We start from the raw sequence: 22,293 nt of genomic DNA, 5'->3' as shown, positions 1-22,293 counted from the left end.
CATGACGTCCGCACTGTTTATTCCGGAGCTGGGCCAGTTGGCGATGATCCTCGCGCTGTGCTTTGCCGTGGTCCAGGCCGTGGTGCCCTTGCTCGGTGCCTGGCGCGGCGACCGCCTGTGGATGAGCCTGGCGCAGCCTGCCGCCTGGGGCCAGTTTGCCTTCTTGCTGTTCGCCTTTGGTTGCCTGACCTACGCCTTCATGACCGACGATTTTTCCGTCGCCTACGTCGCCAACAATTCCAACAGCGCTTTGCCCTGGTACTACAAGTTCAGCGCCGTGTGGGGCGCCCACGAAGGTTCATTGCTGTTGTGGGCCTTGATCCTCGGCGGCTGGACCTTCGCTGTATCGGTGTTCTCGCGCCAATTGCCGCAAGTGATGCTGGCGCGGGTGCTGGCGGTGATGGGCATGATCAGCATCGGCTTCCTGCTGTTTTTGATCATGACCTCCAACCCGTTCACCCGCATCCTGCCGCAGATCCCGGTGGACGGTCACGACCTCAACCCGTTGCTGCAGGATATCGGCCTGATCGTGCACCCGCCGATGCTCTACATGGGCTATGTGGGCTTTTCTGTGGCCTTCGCGTTCGCCATCGCCGCCTTGCTCGGCGGGCGTCTCGACGCCGCCTGGGCGCGCTGGTCACGGCCATGGACCATCGTCGCCTGGGCCTTCCTCGGTATCGGTATCACCCTGGGCTCGTGGTGGGCCTATTACGAACTTGGCTGGGGCGGCTGGTGGTTCTGGGACCCGGTGGAAAACGCCTCCTTCATGCCGTGGCTGGTGGGTACCGCGCTGATTCACTCCCTGGCCGTCACCGAAAAGCGTGGCGTGTTCAAGAGCTGGACGGTACTGCTCGCCATCGCGGCGTTTTCCCTCAGCCTGCTCGGCACTTTCCTGGTGCGCTCGGGCGTGCTGACCTCGGTGCATGCGTTTGCCTCAGACCCTGAGCGCGGCGTGTTCATCCTGATCTTCCTGCTGTTTGTGGTCGGCGGTTCCCTGACCCTGTTCGCCCTGCGTGCTCCGGTGGTCAAGAGCCACGTCGGTTTCAACCTGTGGTCGCGGGAGACCCTGTTGCTGGGCAATAACCTGGTACTGGTGGTGGCTGCATCGATGATCCTGCTCGGCACCCTCTACCCGCTGGTACTGGATGCCTTGAGCGGCGCCAAGCTGTCCGTGGGGCCGCCGTACTTCAATGCGTTGTTCATCCCGTTGATGGGCCTGTTGATGGTAGTGATGGCGGTCGGCGTGCTGGTGCGCTGGAAAGACACCCCGGTGAAATGGCTGGCGGGCATGCTGATGCCGGTGCTGCTCGGCAGCGTGGCCCTGGCGGTGATCGCCGGGTTTGCCTACGGCGACTTCAATTGGGCGGTACTCGCCACCTTCCTGCTGGCGGCCTGGGTGTTGCTGGCGGGGGCGCGGGACATCGTCGACAAGACGCGCCACAAAGGCCTGATCAAAGGCCTGCCCACTCTGACCCGCAGCTATTGGGGCATGCAGATCGCCCACATTGGTATTGCGGTGTGCGCCCTTGGGGTGGTGCTGTCCAGCCAGAACAGCGCCGAGCGCGACCTGCGCCTGGCGCCGGGCGAGTCCATGGACCTGGCCGGTTACCACTTCATCTTCGAAGGTGCCAAGCACTTTGAAGGGCCGAACTTCACCTCCGACAAAGGCACGGTGCGCGTGGTGCGCAATGGCAAGGAAATCGCCGTGCTGCACCCGGAGAAACGCCTGTACACCGTGCAAAGTTCGATGATGACCGAGGCTGGCATTGACGCAGGTTTCACCCGTGACCTGTATGTAGCCCTCGGTGAACCCCTGGGCGATGGCGCCTGGGCCGTGCGCGTGCATGTCAAACCGTTCGTGCGCTGGATCTGGTTCGGCGGGTTGCTCACCGGGTTCGGCGGGTTGCTCGCAGCGCTGGACCGGCGCTATCGGGTCAAGGTCAAGAGCCGGGTGCGTGAAGCGCTTGGCCTTTCGGGAGCTGCGGTATGAAGCGTTGGTTGATGGTTGTGCCGCTGGCGATGTTCCTGCTGGTGGCGGTGTTCCTGTATCGCGGGTTGTACCTGGACCCGGCCGAGCTGCCTTCGGCGATGATCGGCAAGCCGTTCCCCGCCTTCAACCTGCCAACGGTGCAGGGTGACAAGACCCTGACCCAGGCAGATTTGCAGGGCAAGCCGGCGCTGGTCAACGTGTGGGCCACCTGGTGCATCTCTTGCCGCGTCGAACACCCGGTGCTGAACAAGCTGGCCGAGAAGGGCGTGGTGATCTACGGCATCAACTACAAGGACGACAATGCGGCGGCCGTGAAGTGGTTGGCGGAATTTCATAACCCGTACCAGCTGGATATCCGCGACGAAGACGGCAACCTGGGGTTGAACCTGGGCGTGTACGGCGCGCCGGAAACCTTCTTCATCGATGCCAAGGGTGTGATTCGTGACAAGTTCGTCGGCGTGATCGACGAAACGGTGTGGCGCGAGCAACTGGCCGCCAAGTACCAGGCCCTGGTCGATGAGGCCAAGCCATGAAGCGTTGGTTGACCGCTGCCGTTTTAACCCTGGGCCTGGCCGGCGTGGCCCACGCCGCCATCGACACCTACGAATTTGCCAACGACGCCGAGCGCGAGCGTTTCCGCGACCTGACCCAGGAACTGCGCTGCCCCAAATGCCAGAACCAGGACATCGCCGACTCCAACGCCCCGATCGCCACCGACCTGCGCAGAGAGATTTTCCGCATGCTGGGGGAGGGCAAGGACGACCAGCAGATCATCGACTTCATGGTCGACCGCTACGGTGATTTCGTACGCTACAAACCGGCACTCACCGGCAAGACCGCGCTGCTGTGGTTTGGCCCGGCCGGGCTGCTGCTGGCCGGCGTGGTGGTGATGGCTGTGATCGTGCGTCGGCGCCGTGTCGCACCGATTGATGGCGCCGATGCGCTGTCCCCTGAAGAGCGTAAACGCCTCGACCAATTGCTGGACACCAAGACTGATGATTGATTTCTGGCTCGCAGCCGGTTTGCTGCTACTGATTGCCCTGAGTTTCCTGTTGATCCCTGTGTTGCGTGGCCGTCGTGCCCAGCGTGAAGAGGATCGCACCGCGTTGAACGTGGCGCTGTACCAGGAACGCGTCGCCGAGCTGCAAGCGCAGCAGGACGAAGGTGTGTTGAATACCGCGCAACTCGACACCGGCCGCGCCGAAGCGGCCCGCGAGTTGCTGGCCGACACCGAAGGTGTGGAAAAACCCCGCGAATCGCGGTTAGGCAAACCGCTGCCGTTTTTGGCGGCGTTTCTGGTGCCTGTGCTGGGCGTGGCGCTGTACCTGCATTATGGGGCGAGCGACAAGGTTGAACTGACCCGTGAGTTTTCCCAACCGCCGGTGTCCATGGCCGACATGACCCGCCGCCTGGAACGCGCCGCCGCCGCGCAACCGGATTCGGCAGAAGGTTTGTACTTCCTTGGGCGCGCCTATATGGCCCAGGACCGTGCCGCCGATGCCGCCAAAGTCTTTGAACGTACGGTTGCGTTGGCCGGGCGCCAACCGGAACTGCTCGGCCAATGGGCCCAGGCGCAGTACTTTGCCGACAACAAACAATGGTCGCCTCAGGTTCAGGCGCTGACCGACGAAGCCTTGAAGCTCGACCCCAAGGAAGTCACCAGCCTTGGCCTGTTGGGTATCGCTGCCTTTGAGGGCCAGCGTTATCAGGAAGCCATCGACTACTGGAACCGCCTGCTCGCGCAACTGCCGCCAGAGGACAATTCCCGTGTCGCCTTGCAAGGCGGAATTGACCGCGCGGCAGAGAAGCTCAAGGAGAGCGGTGGCAGCCTGGCTCAGGCGCCCAAGGCGCTGCTGACCGTGCGGGTGGACGTATCTGCCGAGGTGAAAGCCAAGGCCCTGCCAGGCGACAGCGTGTTCATCTTCGCCCGCGCCGTAAACGGCCCCCCGGCGCCCTTGGCGGCCAAGCGTGTAACCGTCGACGCATTGCCGGTCACCGTCGAACTGGGCGATGCCGACGCGATGATGCCGCAGTTGAAACTGTCCAACTTCCCCGAAGTCCAACTGGTTGCGCGCATATCCCGGGCCGGCCAACCGACCGCTGGCGAATGGATCGGCCGCAGCCAACCGTTGGCCAGCAGCACCACTGCGCTGCAGCAATTGACCATCGACACTCCGGACCAGTAATTCTGAGGACACACCCATGACCGCATTTGCACGCATCACCCTGCTCAGCCTGGTACTGGGCCTGAGCGCCTGTGCGGTCCACCGCCCACCTGCGGCGCCGACCGGCCCGACTATTCCACCGTCTGGCCCCTCGACCCAGCCGAGCACCAAACCATCTGGCCCGGTGACGCCGCCGCCCAAGCCTCTGCCAAGCAAATCGCCGACCTTCGCCCCACCGCCGGGCGCCGCCAGCCACTGGGACGGCAAGATGCAGGTGTACGTGCTGGATGACCAGCCTGACACCTTCTACCGCCAGCGCACCTACTACCGCTGGAGCAACGGCTGGAGCCGGTCCATCAGCCCCAACGGGTCATGGGAAGAAACCAACGTGCAGGGCGTGCCGCCGGGGCTGAGCAAGCAGTACGCGCAATGACAAAAGGCGACCGTGTTCAGGTCGCCTTTTTTATTTCCGATTTGAAATGCTCTCCACTGTGGGAGCTGGCTTGCCTGCGATGACTATAGGTATCTACACAACTTTGTAGATTGTAGCCGCCGTTGGGCGGAACCCTAAGTGGCTGTTACCTCAATAACGGATATGTACTCGGTCTGGATCCAACATATTGGTCGGCTGCCAAGCCGCCTTCGCAGGCAAGCCAGCTCCCACATTTGGATCGCAGCGCTTCAGTTGGCCCAGCGTCGGCTGTCAAGCCGTCACGGGAGCAAGCTCCCTCGCATCGCCCTATAGTTGGGCGGCAGCTTGCCTGACAGCCGACACCTGACCAATTGTGGGAGCTGGCTTGCCTGCGATGACGGCCTGCCAGCCGATACCTATCTACCTGACGCCCCGCAATCCAAGTGTGGGAGCGGGCTTGCTCGCGAAGGCGGCCTGACAGTCGATCGGGATGTTGGATCTAACCCGGCGTCCTGTCGGGTTACCCCCGCACTCAAGATGTACTTGGTTCGTCCGCCCGCACCCACTTCACACCGGCGCAGTCTCCTGGCCTTTCAATGTGCGCCTGGCGATGACAATGGCCAGCACCGCCAAGCTGAAGGTGGCCCAGGCCATCAGTTGAGTCCCTCCTACAAATGCCTGTATAGCGTTGCCCATGACTTCACTGGCCTGGTCGTGCGCCAGGGTGGCCGAGATTGCGTGCGCGCCTGCCAAGGTTTCGCTTGCCAGTTGCATTTGCATAGGGCTCAAGAAGTCCGGTAGGTGCAGCGTGCCACGGTAGTACGCCGTCACCAGGCCACCGAGCACGGTGGTGCCGAGTACTACGCCGACTTCATAGGCCGTCTCGCTGATGGCTGACGCGGCGCCGGCTTTGTTGGCTGGGGCGGCCGACAGGATCACGTCGTTAGAGACGGTAGCAATGGCGCCGACGCCAATGTTCAGCAAGGCAAACGCAACCACGATCACCGTCAAACTGCTACCGAGGCTGGCCACCAGCAAAAACGCGCCGGCAGTGAAGGCCAGCAGGATGGGAATCAGGACATTGACCGAGACGCGCTGGGCGACCGGGACGATCAGGATCCCCACCACAATCGCCATGAGCTGGCCCGGTATCAACGCCAGGCTGGCGTTCAAGGGCGACATGCCCAGGACGATTTGCAGCAACTGAGTGGCAAAGAACACGAAGCCGATCATGAAGGCCAGGCTCATCAGGTTAATGGTCACCGAGCCGCTGAACGTCTTGTTGCGAAACAGGCTCAGGTCCATCAAGGGGGTAGGGAGGCGCAACTGACGGCGTACGAATTGCCAGCCGCTCACGATTGCAACGGCCAATACCGCCAGTGCCCAGGCGTCCGGCCCTTCACTGGCGACATGCTTGATGCTGTACACCAGCGCACTGAGGGCGACCATCGAGAGCGCAATGCTGATGACATCCATCGGCCCCGACGCGTCCGGCTCGGACTCAGGCAGCAGCCAGAGGCCGAGGATCAACAGAGGCACCAGCACCGGTACGGCCAGGAGAAAAATCGACCCCCAACTGAAGAACTCCAGCAATATGCCGCCGACCAACGGCCCAAGCGCAGAACCGACGGTCAAGGTGGTTGCCCAGATCGCCACGGCCAGGCGACGCTCTTCCCGGTCCTCGAACACTGAGCGAATCAGCGCCAGCGTTGACGGCATCAACATCGCCCCGAAAACCCCCATGCATGCGCGTCCCACGACCAGCTGCGTGGCGGTGCTGGAATAAGCGGTCATCACCGACACCAGGGTAAACCCCAGTGAGCCGATCAGCAGGAGTTTGCGATGGCCTTTGCGATCCCCCAGGCTACCCATGGAAATAAGCAATCCTGCCAGCATGGGCGGCGGCATGACCTCCGCCACGATGTCCAGGTCTACCGAAGATTGGGCCAAGGCCATGCCGAAGCCGAGAATGGCTGCATGGGGCAATGCCTGACACAGGGCCATCAATTCATTCGGCACATGCACACTCCCTGAACGGCACGCGCCTACTACAATTACGTCGAACGCTATGTTCTAGATTCTTGTTTAAACTGTCAGCTGTAGGATGAAAAACATTCCCATGTAGGAACGTGCTGAGCTTTCTATAGATTGTGAGTAGGGGCGACCATTGAGCATTTGTTTCATGTTGTATCGTTGTTACAAATTTACATACTCACTCCAATAAGCCCGGAAAGCCTGGTGCACGTGCCGAGCGTGGTGCGCGGTGGGTCACACTCGGGTAATGTGGCCGCCGCCGGCCTGCAAGGGCAGGTTGGCTGGAAATACTTTCCAGCCCTGACGATGGCTTGACGCGCCGAATGCTGACACCGGGGCGCCGGTACAGGTCTGGAGACAAGCGAAGAGGGTGTTTTGATGGCGGGCAGGTTGATCTATCTCATCGGGCCATCGGGGTCGGGCAAGGACAGCCTGCTGGACGCCGCGCGCCCACGCCTGGTCGAGCGTGGGTGTCGCCTGGTGCGGCGGGTAATCACACGGTCAGCGGAGGCGGTGGGCGAAGCGGCGCAAGGCGTGAGCCCCGAGCAGTTTGCGGCGATGGAGGCCGAGGGTGCATTTGCCTTGAGCTGGCAGGCTAATGGCTTGTCCTACGGCATCTCCAAGGACATCGACGATTGGCTGGCCGCCGGCGACGATGTTTTGGTCAACGGCTCCCGTGCCCACCTGGCGCAGACCCGCGAGCGTTATCCGACCTTGCTGGTATTGCTGCTGACGGTGGACCAAGCGGTGTTGCGCCAACGTCTGATTGCGCGTGGGCGGGAGTCGTTGGCGGATATCGAGCAACGCCTGGCGCGCAATGCGCGGTTCACTGCCGAATTGATCGCAGGTCACGGCGCGGGTTTGTTCGTGTTGGATAATTCCGGCCCATTGGCGCACACCGTTGAACGCTTGCTGTGCTGCCTGGACCACCGGCATTGCGTATGAGCCTGACCCAAGTCCCGGTAGGTTAGGACAACCCCGTCATGTAGTGCTTGATGAGGCCAGGTCTCAGATAAAACCCTGGCACTGAGCTTATTTTTTTCTGATGTGTTTGAGTGGGTTGCTGAATGTTTGAAGTTTAACTGTCGACCCGATTAAATTAACGCTTTGCGCGTTTTTACGTCTGTAGTATCAGGGTTTTAGCGTGATTGATAAGGGGCGGCTGTGCTGCGCTGAATAAACTGTGTGCGGATTTTTTGCGGTCGTGTTTATAGGGTTTTCTTGCAAAGAATTAGCGATGGTGAAGGCGTTTTCAATATGGGAGCTTTATCGGGCTGACTACGGAACAGTCGGCATCGATAACTCCTGTACATGGACGATTCATTTCACTGTTCAGAGTAGTAAAGTGCCATGCATATCCCAGTTAGACAGTCTTTCCAGTCGCATCCCCCTGAGACATTGAACTCCAATTTTTCACCTGATGAGAAGCAAGTTATTCGTTGGGCCAATAATAAAAAATCTTTCACCACGGACCAGGCGGCGAAACATATTACGCGCAGTAATGCGAAGTTTAAGGACAGTAATAGAGATGGAAAAGTTGTGGTGGGGTTTAACTTTTCCGGGGGGTTCAATGCGGCGCAGAAAGAGCGAGCCAGGCAAGCCCTTCAATACTGGGCGGATATCGCCAATATCGAATTTGTTGAAAATGGCTCAAACACCGATGGCAAGATCACTATCAAGGGGACTGGCGGATCGGGAGGCTGGGCAACCTTTCCGTTCGGTCAGCATGCAAAAGTCCAGGCCAATATAGGCACTTCGGGTGGGCAGAACCCGACCATGGGCAGCCACTTTCTGGGTTTGTTGATCCATGAACTGGGGCATACCCTGGGGCTCAGTCATCCAGGTGAATACAATGGCCAAGGCTTCAACTACGAGCGCAGTGCCGAATATGCACAGGACACCAAGGCACGCAGTGTCATGAGCTATTGGGCCGAGACCCATCAACCGGGGCACAAGTTTGCCGGCCGCAGCCCGGCGGCACCGATGATGGACGATGTTGCGGCAGCACAGCGGCTCTATGGCGCCAATACGAAGACCCGCAATACCGACACTATCTATGGCTTCAATTCCAATGCCGGCCGCGAGGTCTACAGCCTCAAGCAGGGGAGTGACAAGCCGATTTTTACCGTCTGGGATGGCGGCGGTAACGATACGCTCGATTTCTCCGGGTTTACCCAGAACCAAACCATCAACCTCAAGGCTGAGGCGTTTTCGGACGTGGGAGGCTTGCGCGGGAACGTATCGATTGCCAAGGGCGTCATTGTCGAAAATGCCATCGGCGGTGCCGGCAACGATACCTTGACGGGAAACGAGGGCAACAATCGCCTTACGGGCGGCAAGGGTGCCGATAAGTTGCACGGCGGTGCAGGGGCAGACACGTTTGTGTATCACCGCATCGGCGATTCGACACCGCAGAACCCAGACGTTATTCAGGACTTCCAAAGCGGGCTCGACAAGATCGACCTCACCGGCGTTCTCCAGGAGGCAGGGATCAAGTCGTTGAATTTCGTTGATAAATTCGGCACAAAAGCGGGAGATGCCGTGCTCGGTCATGACTCGAAGACTGGCCGTTCCACGTTGGCTGTGGATACAACGGGGAACGGCACGGCGGATCTGATGATCGCCAGCCAAAGCCAGATCAAGCAGACGGATGTGATCTGGAACGGTGAGGCGCCGACTGTCACACCGACGCCTGGGCCCACTGTTGTCCCTGTGTCGGAACCCGTTCCGAGTCCCGTTCCCAGTCCCATTTCGGAGCCGACTGACTCCAAGCCTGATCCCAAGCCTGACCCTGACCCACAGCCAGAGCCGAGGCCAAGCCCCGGCCCGGCGCCCCGGTCGGGGAGAAGGTTTATCCAGAAAGTTTTTTCATCGTTCAAGGGGTTTGTAAATAAGGTGCGGTCGATATTCCGGTGAGTCCGGTGGCTATTGGCTAGTCCCTTGATCAGCCCAGAGCATGCCATCGCAGCGTCTGACCAACGACACGCGTACCTTTCACCGCCTTGAGCTTGCAGCTTTTCCTGACGGTGATTGCCTGGGAATGCCAGCCCCTGCAACCCAACGATTGCGCTTGCACCTTTGTGCCGTAGCGCCGCTCTCCCGGTTACCTCTGTCCAGGCTTGAACGCGCGCATCACCGCGTTCAAGCCTGCCTGCCGTACGTTTTCTCCCTTCAGCCGTGTCCTTTGCAGCGGGCTATCAGCGCTCGGTGATCGTTCTGCTTCGTCGCTTCATAGGGCGCCTGCAAGGCTCTGCTCAACCGTCGAACACTCCCGTTGAGGCACACACTGGCCGTATTGCAGTGCGTTTTTCATGTTTCAGTTTTGGAGCGTCAGCCGGATCGGTTGTTGCAGTACATTCAATGACCGTCCTCGGCCAGACTAAAGCCGTTGTATGAGCACCGCAGGTTTTTTCTTTCAATACGAACTCTGCTATTCGTCTGTGCATTGGGTTGTTGTGTAGGACGGGTTAAAAGTTGCCAGTCGGGTATAGGTTTTTGGGCGATTGGGGTGTTGTCTGATTGTGAATAACGCTTTGCAATAAAAATTATGTAAAGTGTGTTTGTGAGGTTTAATGTTCATGCAAAACAAAGAGTTATCATGTTTGCGGTTAAAGTGCTATCTGTTCTGGGGTTTCGGAAGTTTTCAAGTATAAGATTAAAGTGTTTTTAAATTTTAGAGTGTGTCGAGTTGAATTATTTCACCGCTGGTGTACGGCAGGGGAGTGTGCGAATTTAACGCTGTGCCGATAACTACTGCTGCTCTTGGTGGGCGGGAATCGGTATCTCGAACGTGCTGATGTTACAGCCTCGAGTCTGATTTTTATGAGGACGTTGGTTTATGAGAGTGCCAGGACCATCCACACCTAATATTGTTATACCCAAGGAACCAGCTCTTAATAGCAGTATCAGCCCAGAAAGCCCTGCCGGGGCCTATACACTCAATAGTAAAAAGCCGGTGTTTACTACGGAACAGGCGGGAAAACACATCACCCGCAACGGTTTCAAGGTTCATGATAATAATGGTGACGGCAAAATTACCTTGTCCGTTCGCGTCTCCAAGGGCTTTACCCCGCAGCAGGCAGAGCAGGTCAGGCAGGCACTGCAATCCTGGCAGGATGTCGCTAACGTTACATTTACTGAAAAACCGCAACATTCAGACGGTCATGTTGATATCAGTGAAATGCCCGGAACACCGGGGGGAGTGGCCTCACTGCCTGATAAGTTCATGACTCGAACCTTCGTAAATATTGGAACGGCGAATGCGGGGGCGAACCCTCCACTGGGTCATTATTTTCGCGGAGTGCTTATCCATGAAATAGGTCATTCAATCGGCCTGGAACACCCGGGGCGTTATGATGGTTTTGGTAACTATGGGCGTGACGCAGTCTATGCAGGGGATACTCGAGCGCGTTCGGTGATGAGTTACTATTCAGAAAAAAACCAGCCAGGCCACGACTTCAAATTGTTGAACCCTTCTGCGCCGATGATGGATGACATCTCGGCTGTCCAGAAACTGTATGGGCCGAATACCAATACGCGCAATACCGATACAACCTATGGGTTTAATTCCAATACGAACCGTGAAGCGCTTAGTTTGAAGTCGCCAAATGACAACCCTGTTTTTTGTGTGTGGGATGGTGGTGGGAAAGACACGTTGGATTTCTCTGGGTATTCACAGCCTCAGAAAATCAATCTCAATGCCGAGTCTTTTTCGGATGTCGGTGCGTTGAAGGGTAATGTCTCCATAGCCAAGGGCGTCACACTGGAAAACGCGGTGGGCGGCAAGGGAGATGACGCTCTCATAGGTAACCAGGTCGCCAATCGTCTCAAAGGGGGCGGTGGAGCAGACCGGTTGTCAGGGGGAGGGGGGGCAGACACTTTCGTCTATGACCATGCCAATGATTCCACGCCGGATAACCCCGATGTAATTCTGGATTTTGAAAGTGGTGCAGACAAAATTGACGTCTCCGGGGCTTTGAAAAGGGCCAATCTCAGTGCGCTTAAATTCGTTGATCGCTTAACGGGTCAACCCGGCCAGGCTGTGATGAGTTACAGCGAGGGCAGTAATGAGGGAAGTCTGGCCCTGGACCTGACGGGCAACGGCAAGGCTGACCTGTTCGTAAAAAGCATCGGCCGGATAAACGCGGGTGATGTCGTGGCACACGGCGATACCCCTACGCCAAACCCTGAACCGAAAGACCCCAAGCCTGCGCCGCGGCCTCAATTCGACGAGCCCAAAACCAAGCCTGAGCCCAAACCGAAGGAGCCAAAGCCTGAGGAGCCCAGGCCAAGTCCAGACCGCTGTGAGCCGAAGCCACAGCCAGACCCTTGTGAGCCGAAGCCAAGTCCAGACCGCTGTGAGCCGAAGCCACAGCCAGACCCTTGTGAGCCGAAGCCAAGTCCGGACCGCTGTGAGCCGAAGCCACAGCCAGACCCTTGTGAGCCGAAGCCAAGTCCGGACCGCTGTGAGCCGAAGCCACGGCCAGAGCCTTGTGAGCCGACGCCACGTCCAGACCTGTGTGAGCCAAAGCCGCGCCCGTCCCCGCGTGAACCCAGGCCACGGCCTGAGACCCGCGAGCCGACGCCACGTCCAGACCCGTGGGAGCCAACGCCACGCCCGAAGCCGCGTGACCCTCGGCCACGCCCGGAGACCCGCGAGCCGACGCCACGTCCAGCCCCGTGGAAGCCCACGCCACGCCCGCACCCGCGTGACCCTTGGCCACGCCCGGAGACCCGCGAACCGACGCCACGTCCAGACCCGTGGGAGCCAACGCCACGCCCGAAGCCGCGTGACCCCCGGCCACGCCCGGAGACCCGCGAGCCGACACCACGTCCAGACCCGTGTGAGCCAACGCCACGCCCGAAGCCGCGTGACCCCCGGCCACGCCCGGAGACCCGCGAGCCGACACCACGTCCAGACCCGTGTGAGCCCATGCCGCGCCCGTCCCCGCGTGACCCCAGGCCACGGCCTGAGCCCCGCGAGCCGACACCACGTCCGGCCCCGTGTGAGCCCATGCCGCGCCCGAACCCGCGTGAGCCCCGGCCATGGCCGGTGACCCGCGAGCCGACGCCTCGTCCAGATCCCTGTGATCGGCAACCGGATCCTTGCGAGCCGAGAGCTGCCAGTCGAAACGATCAGTCGGCGTATTCAGCGCGGTCTTGGAACGGGCGCCATTCACCGGCAGCCGCACGCTGAATACGTTCAAGTAGCGTGCTGCTTTTATAAGTAAAAAAGTCGCGCTGATTGCTCGATTTAAATCGAGTCTGTTGCAAAATCAAATCATGTATTACGCAGTGTATAAGTGCAAACAATCAGCAATGGCTTGATGTTCGTCAGTAAAGCGGGTGCTGTGATACTTATATAAAGATTGGTTTGTCGGGTAATTAATTTTCTTGGGTTGTGAATGGTTGAATGGGTGGGCGGTTATGCACGGACTGGCCGTAGCGGCTCGGAAGGGGAGGTTGATCGACTTAAAGATTTGAATGGCTATTAATGAAGTTGGATGTCTAGGAATTCACCGGTGACTTACGTGTGAAGTGTTGTGTTGTTGTTTTTAACTAACTGAGAAACGTGATTATGATCAATGCAAATACACCCGCTGCAAATTATTATGTGCCCACACCGAACGCGGCCCCTCAGCCGTCTCAGGTGCTACGTTCTGGCAATCCAGCTGAAAGTGAGGCTGCCAGTTTCCTTCATCGCGACGCGAACTTAGCAGCCGACAAACAAGCCTCAACAAACTCTCAATTGCTTAATCTTTCTGCTCCGCTGATAGGGGCACGCACTCATCAGCAGCGAATGTATGGATTGAGTCTAAACTCGGGGCTGCTTCGACTTGGAGACATCCATTCCGGCAACGTGGTGACGGCCCGTTGCTATCCGATGGCAGAGGAAAATACCAAACCCACTCCTGAGCCCCGGCCAAACGGCGGTACCAAGCCGGCAGCCGATCAGCCCCAGCCAAACGGCGGTACCAAGGGGGCAACAGATCAGTCTCAGCCAAACGGCGTTACCAAGCCGGCAGCCGATCAGCCCCGGCCAAACGGCGGTACCAAGCCGGCAGCCGATCAGCCCCAGCCAAACGGCGGTACCAAGGGGGCAACAGATCAGTCTCAGCCAAACGGCGGTACCAAGCCGGCAGCCGATCAGCCCCGGCCAAACGGCGGTACCAAGCCGATAGCCGATCAGCCTCGGCCAAGTGGCTACACCACGCCAGTAAGTGATAGGCCCAAGCCCAACATCGACACCACGCCAGTCGGTGGTAAGCCCAAACCCAGCGTCGACACCCTGCCAGTCGTTGATAAGCCCAAACCCAGCGTCGACACCCTGCCAGTCGTTGATAAGCCCAAGCCCAACGTCGACACCCTGCCAGTCGTTGATAAGCCCAAGCCCAACGTCGACACCCTGCCAGTCGTTGATAAGTCCAAGCCCAACGTCGACACCATGTCAGTCGTTGATAAGCCCAAGCCCAACGTCGACACCCTGCCAGTCGTTGATAAGGCCAAGCCCAACGTCGGCACCCTGCCAGTCGTTGATAAGCCCAAGCCCAACGTCGGCACCCTGCCAGTCGTTGATAAGCCCAAGCCCAACATCGACACCATGTCAGTCGTTGATAAGCCCAAGCCCAACGTCGACACCCTGCCAGTCGTTGATAAGCCCAAGCTCAACGTCGACACCCTGCCAGTCGTTGATAAACCCAAGCAACCCCGTGACACCAGAACCGATGACACCACCTATGGATTCAACTCGAATACTGGCAAGGCGGAAACGACCCTGACGTCCGCAGCCGATAAGCCAGACTTCAACGTATGGGATGAGCGTGGGAACGATACCTTTGATTTCTCTGGCTTCAAGCAGGATCAAATCATCAACTTGCGCGGTGGTTCGTTTTCCAGCGTGGGGGGGCTGAAGGAAAACGTCAGGATCGGCGAGAAGACGGTGATCGAAAATGCTGTGGGGGGCCATGGTAACGATCGCATCATCGGTAACAGTGCGGATAATGTGCTCACCGGTGGCGCGGGGGCCGATACGTTGGTGGGCGGTGGCGGTTGGAACACCTTCAAGTTCAACGCCTTTAGCGATTCAACCCGTGCCAATGCCGACTTGTTGTTGGACTTCAACACGGGGCAGGACAAGATCGACCTGTCGCAAATGGTGCTCGACGGCAAGGTAGCGTTGAACTTCGTCGAGAACTATACGGGGGCGGCAGGCGACACCATCATCAAGTTTAATCCGCAAACGGGACGTTACTTGCTGGCGGTCGACCTGGATGGCGATGGCAAGACCGACTTCCTGATCAAAAGCACCCGAATGATCAGTCCAGAAGATGTCATCGGGCTCAACATCAAAGAGGGCAGTTATCTCTAATGCCTTGATCGCGCGCCTTTGACGGGCGCCACTGCTGGAAGCAAGGCGGGGGCGGGACTTACTCACGTGTTGATTAAGTCCCGCCCTTTTGTGCGTTTTGAAGTGGCGCACGGGCTCGTCAGGACGCTTGGACGGTGGCCAACGCGGCTTTACGTGCAACGCTCATGAAACGCAACAACGCAACCAGCGCAAATGCACTGCCCACCAGCATGACGGCCAACCAGCCGCCATGTTCATACACGCTGCTGGCAATCGCTGAACCGAACGCACCGCCGATAAAAATGCTGGTCATGTACAGCGCGTTCAGGCGGCTGCGGCTGTTGGCATCGAGGGCGTAGATGGCGCGCTGGCCGAGGACCATATTCATCTGCACGCAGAAGTCCAGAACCACACCGGTGACTGCCAGGCCGATCACGCTGTAAAGCGGGTGTACCAACGCCGGCAGGAAACTCAGCGCGCCAAACAGCATCGCCAGCAACGAGGCGCGGTGGGTATGGCCTGCGTCGGCCAGGCGACCGGCCATGGGCGCGGCGATGGCGCCAAGTGCACCGACCAGGGCAAACAGTGCGATCTCGCTTTGGCTCAGGCCGTGGTTACGCGCCAGTTCCAGTGGTACGGCAGTCCAGAACAGGCTGAAGGCGGCGAACATGCAACCCTGGTAGAACGCCCGCTGGCGCAACAGCGGTTGTTCACGCAACAGGGTGCCCAGGGAGCGCAGCAACTGGCCATAGCTGGCACTGTGATCGGGTTGGCGCTTGGGGATTGTCAGCATCAGCACCACGCTGATGAACGCCATCAGTGCGGCGGCCGCTATGAACATCGCACGCCAGCCGAAGTGGTCGGCCACCACGCTCGACACCGGCCGTGCCAGCAGGATGCCCAGCAGCAGGCCGCCCATGATGCTGCCGACCACCCGCCCACGGGACTCGGCCGGCGCCAGGTGTGCGGCCAGCGGAATCAGGATCTGCACCGAGACGGAACTGAAACCGATCAGCAGCGACACCAGCAGGAACAGGTTCGGCTGTTTGATAAACGCCGCACCCAGCAGGCTGGCGATCGCCACGACGGTGGTGGCGATCATCAGCTTGCGGTTTTCCAGCAGGTCGCCCAGAGGCACCAGGAAAAACAGGCCCAGGGCATAGCCGATTTGCGTGAGGGACACGATCAGGCTGGCCATTGCCGGCGTCAGGCCAATGTCCGGGGCAATCAGCTCGATGATCGGTTGCGCGTAGTAGATGTTGGCGACAATGGCGCCGCAGCAAAACGCGAACAGCATGACCATGCCCCGGGTCATGGTGCCTGCAGCGTGAGAGGTTGCGTTCATGGTGTACTCATAAAGGCGAAGGACGATGGCGTGAGAGAGTAAAGACAAGGCTCGCAAGTGAGTAGGCTGCTTGTGGTGATATCACTTATGCCGGCTGATGATACATTCAGACACATCTGCCCTACGCAAAAAAGTGGGAGCTGGCTTGCCTGCGATGGCGGTGCACCAGTCACCAGAAATATGACTGATAGATCGCTTTCGCAGGCAAGCCAGCTCCCACAGGTTTGACCGAGTTGATTCAGTCAGATGGATTATTGGCCAGAGTAGATCTGGTCAAACACCCCGCCATCATTGAAATGGGTCTTTTGCACTGTGCGCCAGTCGCCGAAGGTCTTCTCCACCGACAGGAAGTCCACCTTGGGGAACCGGTCGGTGTACTTGGCCAGCACCTTAGGGTCCCGTGGGCGCAGGTAATTGTTGGCCGCAATTTCCTGGCCTTCGGGCGACCACAGATACTTGAGGTAGTCCTCAGCCACCGCACGAGTGCCTTTTTTCTCGACCACTTTATCCACCACCGACACCGGCGGTTCGGCTTCGGCGGAGACGCTTGGGTAGACCACTTCGAACTGATCACGGCCAAACTCACGGGCGATCATTTCCGCTTCGTTTTCAAAGGTCACCAACACGTCGCCAATCTGGTTGGTCATGAAGGTGGTGGTGGCGGCGCGGCCACCGGTGTCCAGCACGGGCGCTTGCTTGAACAACTTTCCAACGAAGGTCTTGGCCTTGTCTTCATCGCCGCCGTTCTTCAACACGTAGCCCCAGGCCGACAGGTAGGTGTAGCGGCCGTTGCCCGAGGTCTTCGGGTTGGGCACGATCACTTGCACGCCATCCTTGAGCAGGTCGGGCCAGTCTTTCAACGCCTTGGGGTTGCCTTTGCGCACGATAAAGACTGTGGCTGAGGTGAATGGCGCACTGTTATTCGGCAGGCGTGTCACCCAGTTGTCCGGCACCAGCTTGCCGTTGTCGACCAGGGCATTGATGTCGGTGGCCATGTTCATGGTGATCACATCGGCGGGCAGGCCGTCGATCACTGAGCGCGCCTGTTTGCTGGAGCCGCCGAAGGACATCTGCAACGTCAGCTTGTCGTCCGGGTGCTCGGCTGCCCAATGCTTCTGGAAGGCGGCGTTGTAGTCCTTGTAGAAATCGCGCATCACGTCGTAGGAGACGTTGAGCAGGGTGGTCGCTGCCTGGGCGGAGCCCGCCAGGGCCAGGCCGGCGGCCAGTAGGGAGGCGCTGAGGATTTTTTTCACTGCTCATTCCTTGTTGTTCGAGAAGAGGGAGGCAATTTGCCAGCGACTATAGCCGGGCCTTCATAGAGCTTTAAAGATTAAAAAGAACTTTGCTTATTCCAGTTTGCGAAACAGATTGCTGCCACAGCGCGCACAAAACGCGGCGTTGGGTTCATGGCTGTCCTTCTTGCACACTGGGCAGTCGGTATGCAGCTGTTCGCCGCGCATGGCACTGGCCAGTTCAGCGGTAAAAATACCCGTCGGCACGGCGATGATCGAGTAACCGGTGATCATCACCAGCGATGAAATAACCTGGCCCAGGGGCGTCTTGGGCACGATATCGCCGAAGCCCACGGTGGTCAGGGTGACGATCGCCCAGTAGATGCCCTTGGGGATACTGGTAAAGCCATGTTCCGGGCCTTCGATCACGTACATCAACGTGCCGAACACCGTCACCAGGGTGCACACGCTGACCAGGAACACCACGATCTTCTGCTTGCTGCCGCGCAGCGCCGCCATCAGGTAGTTGGCCTGCTTGAGATACGGGCTGAGCTTGAGCACGCGGAAGATGCGCAGCATGCGGATGATGCGGATGATCAGCAGATACTGGGCGTCGCTGTAGTACAGCGCGAGGATGCCGGGGACGATGGCGAGCAGGTCCACCAAGCCATAAAAGCTGAAGGCATAGCGCAGCGGCTTGGGCGAGCAATACAGGCGCAGGCCGTACTCGATGGCGAAGATCAGCGTGAAACCCCACTCGATATAGGCCAGCACGTCGGCGTAGTTCTGGTGAATTGTGTCGATGCTGTCGAGCATCACGATCACCAGGCTGGCGAGGATGATCAGCAGCAGGATGCCGTCAAAGCGCCGCCCGGCGACGGTGTCGCTTTGGAACACCATGATGTAGAGGCGCTGGCGCCAGTCGTTGTTGCTGTCCATAAACCCTGCCTGAAACGAATATCGAGCAAGCCTAGGGCGATTCGTACGGGCTGTCCATGTGAGGCTTGTGCAGCATTCGCTGACCGGCGCGCACCAGCCAGCACGCGAGGATAAACGGCGCGGTCAGCGCGGGCAGGTGCAGGGCGGCGAAGCCTGGGGTGAGCAGGATGGCCAGGCCGATACCCAGCAGCGGCAACCAAGGCTGGCGACGCGACGAGCACAGGGCCAGGGCGGCCAGCGCGGGGTTATAGCTGTGCAGGCCGAGCAGAGCGCCAGTGGCGTCGTTCAACCACAGGCCGGCCAGCATGCCGAGAGTGGCGCCGCCCAAGGCCCACGCGACGGCGCGACGGTCGGCCAGCAGCAAGCCCAAGGCGATCAGCACACCCGCCAGGGGCTGGTCCAGCAGCATGATTTGCCCAAGGCCGGTGAAGGGCGCGGCCAGTATAGCGACAGTGTCGGGCTCGCTCAGCGCAAGGGTGTTCTGCGGGACCTGGCCGAGCAGCAACCAGCCCAGCCCAACAAAGGGCGCGGTGTACGCTGGCAAATCCAGGGGTTGGGTCGCGTGTTTCAACCAGTGCCGGGTGAGGATGGCACTCAAGCCGCCGCACGCCAGGATCAGCGGCGGCACCAGCGCCGACCAGGCAAAGTGCTGGCTGATCAACAGGCCCAGCAATACGCCGTTGTAGCTATACAGCCCGGCCTGGCGCTCGGCCTTGGGATACCCCCGGCGCTGGGCCGTGAGCAACCCCGCGACACCTCCCAGCAAGGCACCGCCGAGCAACGCCGGGGCGCCGATCAGGATCGCCAGCAGGCACAGCAGGCCGCACAGCGGGTGGCGCTGCAGGAAGATTTGGCTGAAGCCGTTGAGCAGGGCTTCGGCCCAGTCGGGGCAGGTTGGGTTGTGCATTTGGGTTGAGTCAATAAGACCGAGTTGCCCTCCTCGCAGGCAAGCCAGCTCCCACATTTGATTGATGTTCGACATGCAAACTCGATCAAATGTGGGAGCCGGGCTTGCCCGCGATGAGGCCCTGACAGGCGCTAAATCAGCGTCTCTATACGCAGCGAATTGGTGGACCCCGGCTGCCCGAACGGCACCCCTGCGGTAATCACCAAGGTATCGCCACGCTGCGCCATGCCCTGGGCCTGGGCAATTTCCAGCGCGGTGGAACACACCTCGTCCACCTGGCGCAGCCGATCATTGACTACCGAGTGCACGCCCCACGCCACGCTCAGGCGTCGCGCCGTGGACAGGTTGGGCGTGAGGTTGAGGATCGGCGCCACGGGCCGCTCCCGCGCCGCGCGCAAGCTGGAACTGCCGGACTCGCTGTAGTTCACCAGCACCGCCACCGGCAGGATGCTGCTGATGCGGCGGATCGCGCAGCTGATGGCGTCCGACACCGTGGCATCTGCCTTGGGCCGGCTGACATCCAACTGTGCCTGGTAGTCTGGGCCGTTTTCCACCTGGCGGATGATCTTGCTCATCATCTGCACCGCTTCCAGCGGGTACTCGCCCGAGGCGGTTTCCGCCGACAGCATCACCGCGTCCGCACCTTCAGCCACCGCATTGGCGACATCGGTGACTTCGGCGCGGGTGGGTGCTGGCGAGAAGCGCATGGATTCGAGCATCTGCGTGGCCACCACCACCGGCTTACCCAGTTGGCGGCAGGTGCTGATGATGTCTTTCTGGATCTGCGGCACGCTCTCGGCCGGCACTTCCACGCCCAAATCACCCCGGGCCACCATGATCGCGTCGCTCAGTTCGGCGATTTCGCGCAGCCGTTGCACCGCTGACGGCTTTTCGATCTTGGCCATCAAAAACGCCTTATCACCAATCAGCTCGCGGGCTTCGCGGATGTCTTCCGGGCGCTGCACAAACGACAGCGCCACCCAGTCCACACCCAGCTCCAGGCCGAAGCTCAGGTCGCGGCGGTCCTTGGCGGTGAGTGGGCTCAGTTCCAACAGCGCTTGTGGGACGTTCACACCTTTACGGTCAGACAGTTCGCCGCCATTGAGCACGGTGGTGTCGATGGCGTCGGCATGCTTGGTGATCACGCGCAGGCGCAGCTTGCCGTCGTCGAGCAGCAGGTCCATGCCCGGCTCCAGGGCCGCGATGATTTCCGGGTGGGGCAGGTTGACCCGGCGTTGGTCCCCCAAAGTTTCATCCAGGTCCAGGCGCAGGGCCTGGCCGCGTACGAGCTGCACCTTGCCTTCGGCAAAGCGTCCCACCCGCAGCTTCGGCCCTTGCAGGTCCATGAGGATACCGAGCGGGTAGTTGAGCTGGCGCTCGACCTGGCGAATCCACTGGTAGCGCTGGGCATGGTCGGCGTGGTCACCGTGGCTGAAGTTGAGGCGGAAGATATTTACCCCGGCCTCCACCAGCTCGCGGATGTCATCGATACCGTCGGTGGCCGGGCCCAGAGTGGCGAGGATTTTGACCTTCTTGTCAGGCGTCATGGTTGGCAGTCTCAAGGATCAGGATGGCGCGCAAGTCGTTGACGTTGGTGCGCGTCGGCTCGGTGACGATCAAGTCGCCCAGGGCGGCGAAATAGCCGTAGCCGTTGTTGTTGTCCAGCTCATCACTGGCCGACAGGCCCAGGGCTTCGGCACGGCGGTAGCTGCAGGGGGTCATGATCGCGCCGGCGTTGTCTTCTGAACCGTCGATGCCATCGGTATCGCCGGCCAGGGCGTACACGCCGGGCAGGCCCTTGAGGCTGTCGGTGAGGCTCAAGAGGAATTCCGCGTTGCGCCCGCCACGGCCGTCGCCGCGTACGGTGACGGTGGTTTCGCCCCCCGAAAGGATCACGCACGGCGCCGCCAGTGGCTGGCCGTGCTGCACGATCTGGCGGGCGATGCCGGCGTGTACCTTGGCCACATCGCGGGCTTCGCCTTCCAGATCACCGAGGATCAGCGGGCTGAAACCGGCCTGGCGCACTTTTACTGCTACCGCTTCCAGGGATTGCTGCGGGCGGGCGATCAATTGGAAGTGGCTGCGGGCAAGCACCGGGTCGCCGGGCTTGACGGTTTCCGAGGCCGGGTTCTGCAACCAACTGCGCACCGAAGCGGGGGCGTCGATGTGGTAACGCTTGAGGATCGCCAGGGCCTGTTGTGAGGTGCTCGGGTCACCGACGGTCGGGCCCGAGGCAATCACCGTGGCCTGGTCGCCCGGTACATCGGAGATCGCGTAGGTGTACACCGTGGCCGGCCACGCAGCCTTGGCCAAGCGACCGCCCTTGATCGCCGAGAGGTGCTTGCGCACGCAATTCATCTCGCCAATGGTGGCGCCGGATTTAAGCAGGGCTTTGTTGATGGCTTGCTTGTCCGCCAGGGTGATGCCCTCGGCGGGCAGGGCGAGTAGAGCCGAGCCACCGCCGGAGAGCAGGAAGATCACGCGGTCGTCTTCACCCAGATGGCTGATCAGTTCCAGCACGCGCTGGGCCACGGCCAGGCCGGCCGCATCCGGCACCGGATGGGCGGCTTCGACCACTTCGATTTTTTTGCATGGCGCGCCATGGCCGTAGCGGGTGACCACCAGGCCCGAGACCTCGCCCTGCCAACAGTCTTCGACGACCAGTGCCATGGCGGCCGCGGCTTTGCCGGCTCCGATCACGATCACACGGCCACTGCGGTCGGCAGGCAGGTAGGGTTCAAGGACTTGCCGGGGGTGGGCGGCGTCGATGGCTGTGGCAAACAGCTCGCGAAGCAGGTGTTGCGGATCGACCGACATAAGCGGGCTCCCGGGGGATTCTTGTTATTAGAGGTGCAGCGATCGTTCCCACGCTCTGCGTGGGAATGCAGTCCGGGACGCTCTGCGCCCAAAGCGTGACGCGGA

Annotated in this window: 16 protein-coding genes and 1 pseudogene; 10 read left to right on the top strand and 7 right to left on the bottom strand. The window is 60.1% G+C overall.

Annotation, left to right across the window (positions count from 1 at the left end; all coding sequences use genetic code 11):
- Position 1: 1 nt before the first annotated feature.
- The 5 genes from JMV15_RS18715 to JMV15_RS18695 are packed head-to-tail and all read left to right on the top strand — an operon-like array spanning position 2 to position 4,588.
- Complete coding sequence (locus tag JMV15_RS18715) at positions 2-1,990, top strand: heme lyase CcmF/NrfE family subunit (RefSeq protein WP_014717704.1); 1,989 nt, start codon at positions 2-4, stop codon at positions 1,988-1,990.
- Positions 1,987-2,523 carry a DsbE family thiol:disulfide interchange protein gene (locus JMV15_RS18710; RefSeq protein ID WP_014717705.1) on the top strand — a complete coding sequence of 179 codons (537 nt, stop codon included), beginning with the start codon at positions 1,987-1,989 and terminating at the stop codon, positions 2,521-2,523. Before JMV15_RS18715 ends, JMV15_RS18710 begins: the two co-directional genes overlap by 4 nt.
- Positions 2,520-2,993 (top strand): cytochrome c-type biogenesis protein, encoded by a 474-nt coding sequence (locus tag JMV15_RS18705; protein ID WP_019820370.1) that lies wholly within the window; start codon positions 2,520-2,522, stop codon positions 2,991-2,993. Before JMV15_RS18710 ends, JMV15_RS18705 begins: the two co-directional genes overlap by 4 nt.
- Positions 2,986-4,176, top strand: a complete 1,191-nt coding sequence (gene ccmI / locus JMV15_RS18700) for a c-type cytochrome biogenesis protein CcmI (RefSeq protein ID WP_019820372.1) — start codon at positions 2,986-2,988, stop codon at positions 4,174-4,176. Before JMV15_RS18705 ends, ccmI begins: the two co-directional genes overlap by 8 nt.
- 16 nt (positions 4,177-4,192) lie before the next feature.
- Positions 4,193-4,588, top strand: coding sequence for a hypothetical protein (locus JMV15_RS18695; RefSeq protein WP_201491854.1), 396 nt, complete (start codon positions 4,193-4,195; stop codon positions 4,586-4,588).
- A 546-nt stretch (positions 4,589-5,134) separates the two neighbouring features.
- On the opposite strand, the gene JMV15_RS18690 is transcribed toward JMV15_RS18695, so the two are convergent.
- Positions 5,135-6,586 (bottom strand): MFS transporter, encoded by a 1,452-nt coding sequence (locus JMV15_RS18690; protein WP_032902972.1) that lies wholly within the window; start codon positions 6,584-6,586, stop codon positions 5,135-5,137.
- 216 nt (positions 6,587-6,802) lie between these two features.
- Here JMV15_RS18690 and JMV15_RS28735 point away from each other — a divergent pair.
- The 5 genes and pseudogenes from JMV15_RS28735 to JMV15_RS18670 form a co-directional block, all read left to right on the top strand.
- Positions 6,803-6,900 (top strand): annotated as a pseudogene (locus JMV15_RS28735) (hypothetical protein); the annotation flags it as partial.
- Between the two features lie 79 nt (positions 6,901-6,979).
- The gene (phnN, locus tag JMV15_RS18685; protein ID WP_014717708.1) at positions 6,980-7,546 is read left to right on the top strand and encodes a phosphonate metabolism protein/1,5-bisphosphokinase (PRPP-forming) PhnN; all 567 of its coding nucleotides are present in this window, start codon (positions 6,980-6,982) and stop codon (positions 7,544-7,546) included.
- 405 nt (positions 7,547-7,951) lie between these two features.
- Complete coding sequence (locus tag JMV15_RS18680) at positions 7,952-9,517, top strand: M57 family metalloprotease (RefSeq protein ID WP_038449562.1); 1,566 nt, start codon at positions 7,952-7,954, stop codon at positions 9,515-9,517.
- A 922-nt stretch (positions 9,518-10,439) separates the two neighbouring features.
- Positions 10,440-12,797, top strand: a complete 2,358-nt coding sequence (locus JMV15_RS18675; RefSeq protein WP_081339061.1) for a M10 family metallopeptidase C-terminal domain-containing protein — start codon at positions 10,440-10,442, stop codon at positions 12,795-12,797.
- Positions 12,798-13,178: 381 nt separating this feature from the next.
- Complete coding sequence (locus JMV15_RS18670; protein ID WP_201491852.1) at positions 13,179-14,969, top strand: M10 family metallopeptidase C-terminal domain-containing protein; 1,791 nt, start codon at positions 13,179-13,181, stop codon at positions 14,967-14,969.
- A 118-nt stretch (positions 14,970-15,087) separates the two neighbouring features.
- On the opposite strand, the gene JMV15_RS18665 is transcribed toward JMV15_RS18670, so the two are convergent.
- The 6 genes from JMV15_RS18665 to JMV15_RS18640 all read right to left on the bottom strand — a co-directional run bounded on the left by JMV15_RS18665 (position 15,088) and on the right by JMV15_RS18640 (position 22,188).
- The gene (locus JMV15_RS18665; RefSeq protein WP_038449568.1) at positions 15,088-16,293 is read right to left on the bottom strand and encodes an MFS transporter; all 1,206 of its coding nucleotides are present in this window, start codon (positions 16,291-16,293) and stop codon (positions 15,088-15,090) included.
- 251 nt (positions 16,294-16,544) lie between these two features.
- Positions 16,545-17,546, bottom strand: coding sequence for a sulfate ABC transporter substrate-binding protein (locus JMV15_RS18660; RefSeq protein ID WP_014717712.1), 1,002 nt, complete (start codon positions 17,544-17,546; stop codon positions 16,545-16,547).
- 93 nt (positions 17,547-17,639) lie between these two features.
- Positions 17,640-18,464, bottom strand: a complete 825-nt coding sequence (locus JMV15_RS18655) for an ion transporter (protein ID WP_014717713.1) — start codon at positions 18,462-18,464, stop codon at positions 17,640-17,642.
- Between the two features lie 31 nt (positions 18,465-18,495).
- Complete coding sequence (locus JMV15_RS18650) at positions 18,496-19,371, bottom strand: urea transporter (RefSeq protein WP_038449570.1); 876 nt, start codon at positions 19,369-19,371, stop codon at positions 18,496-18,498.
- A gap of 131 nt (positions 19,372-19,502) precedes the next feature.
- On the bottom strand, positions 19,503-20,918 hold the full coding sequence (gene pyk / locus JMV15_RS18645) for a pyruvate kinase (protein ID WP_014717715.1): 1,416 nt from the start codon (positions 20,916-20,918) through the stop codon (positions 19,503-19,505).
- Positions 20,908-22,188, bottom strand: coding sequence for a glycerate kinase type-2 family protein (locus JMV15_RS18640; protein ID WP_038449572.1), 1,281 nt, complete (start codon positions 22,186-22,188; stop codon positions 20,908-20,910). Before JMV15_RS18640 ends, pyk begins: the two co-directional genes overlap by 11 nt.
- Positions 22,189-22,293 lie beyond the last annotated feature (105 nt).

The organism is Pseudomonas paracarnis (genome assembly GCF_904063055.1).
GTDB lineage: Bacteria > Pseudomonadota > Gammaproteobacteria > Pseudomonadales > Pseudomonadaceae > Aquipseudomonas > Aquipseudomonas paracarnis.
Note: the sequence above shows the minus strand (reverse complement) of the source record. Positions and strands in the feature narration are given on the sequence as shown.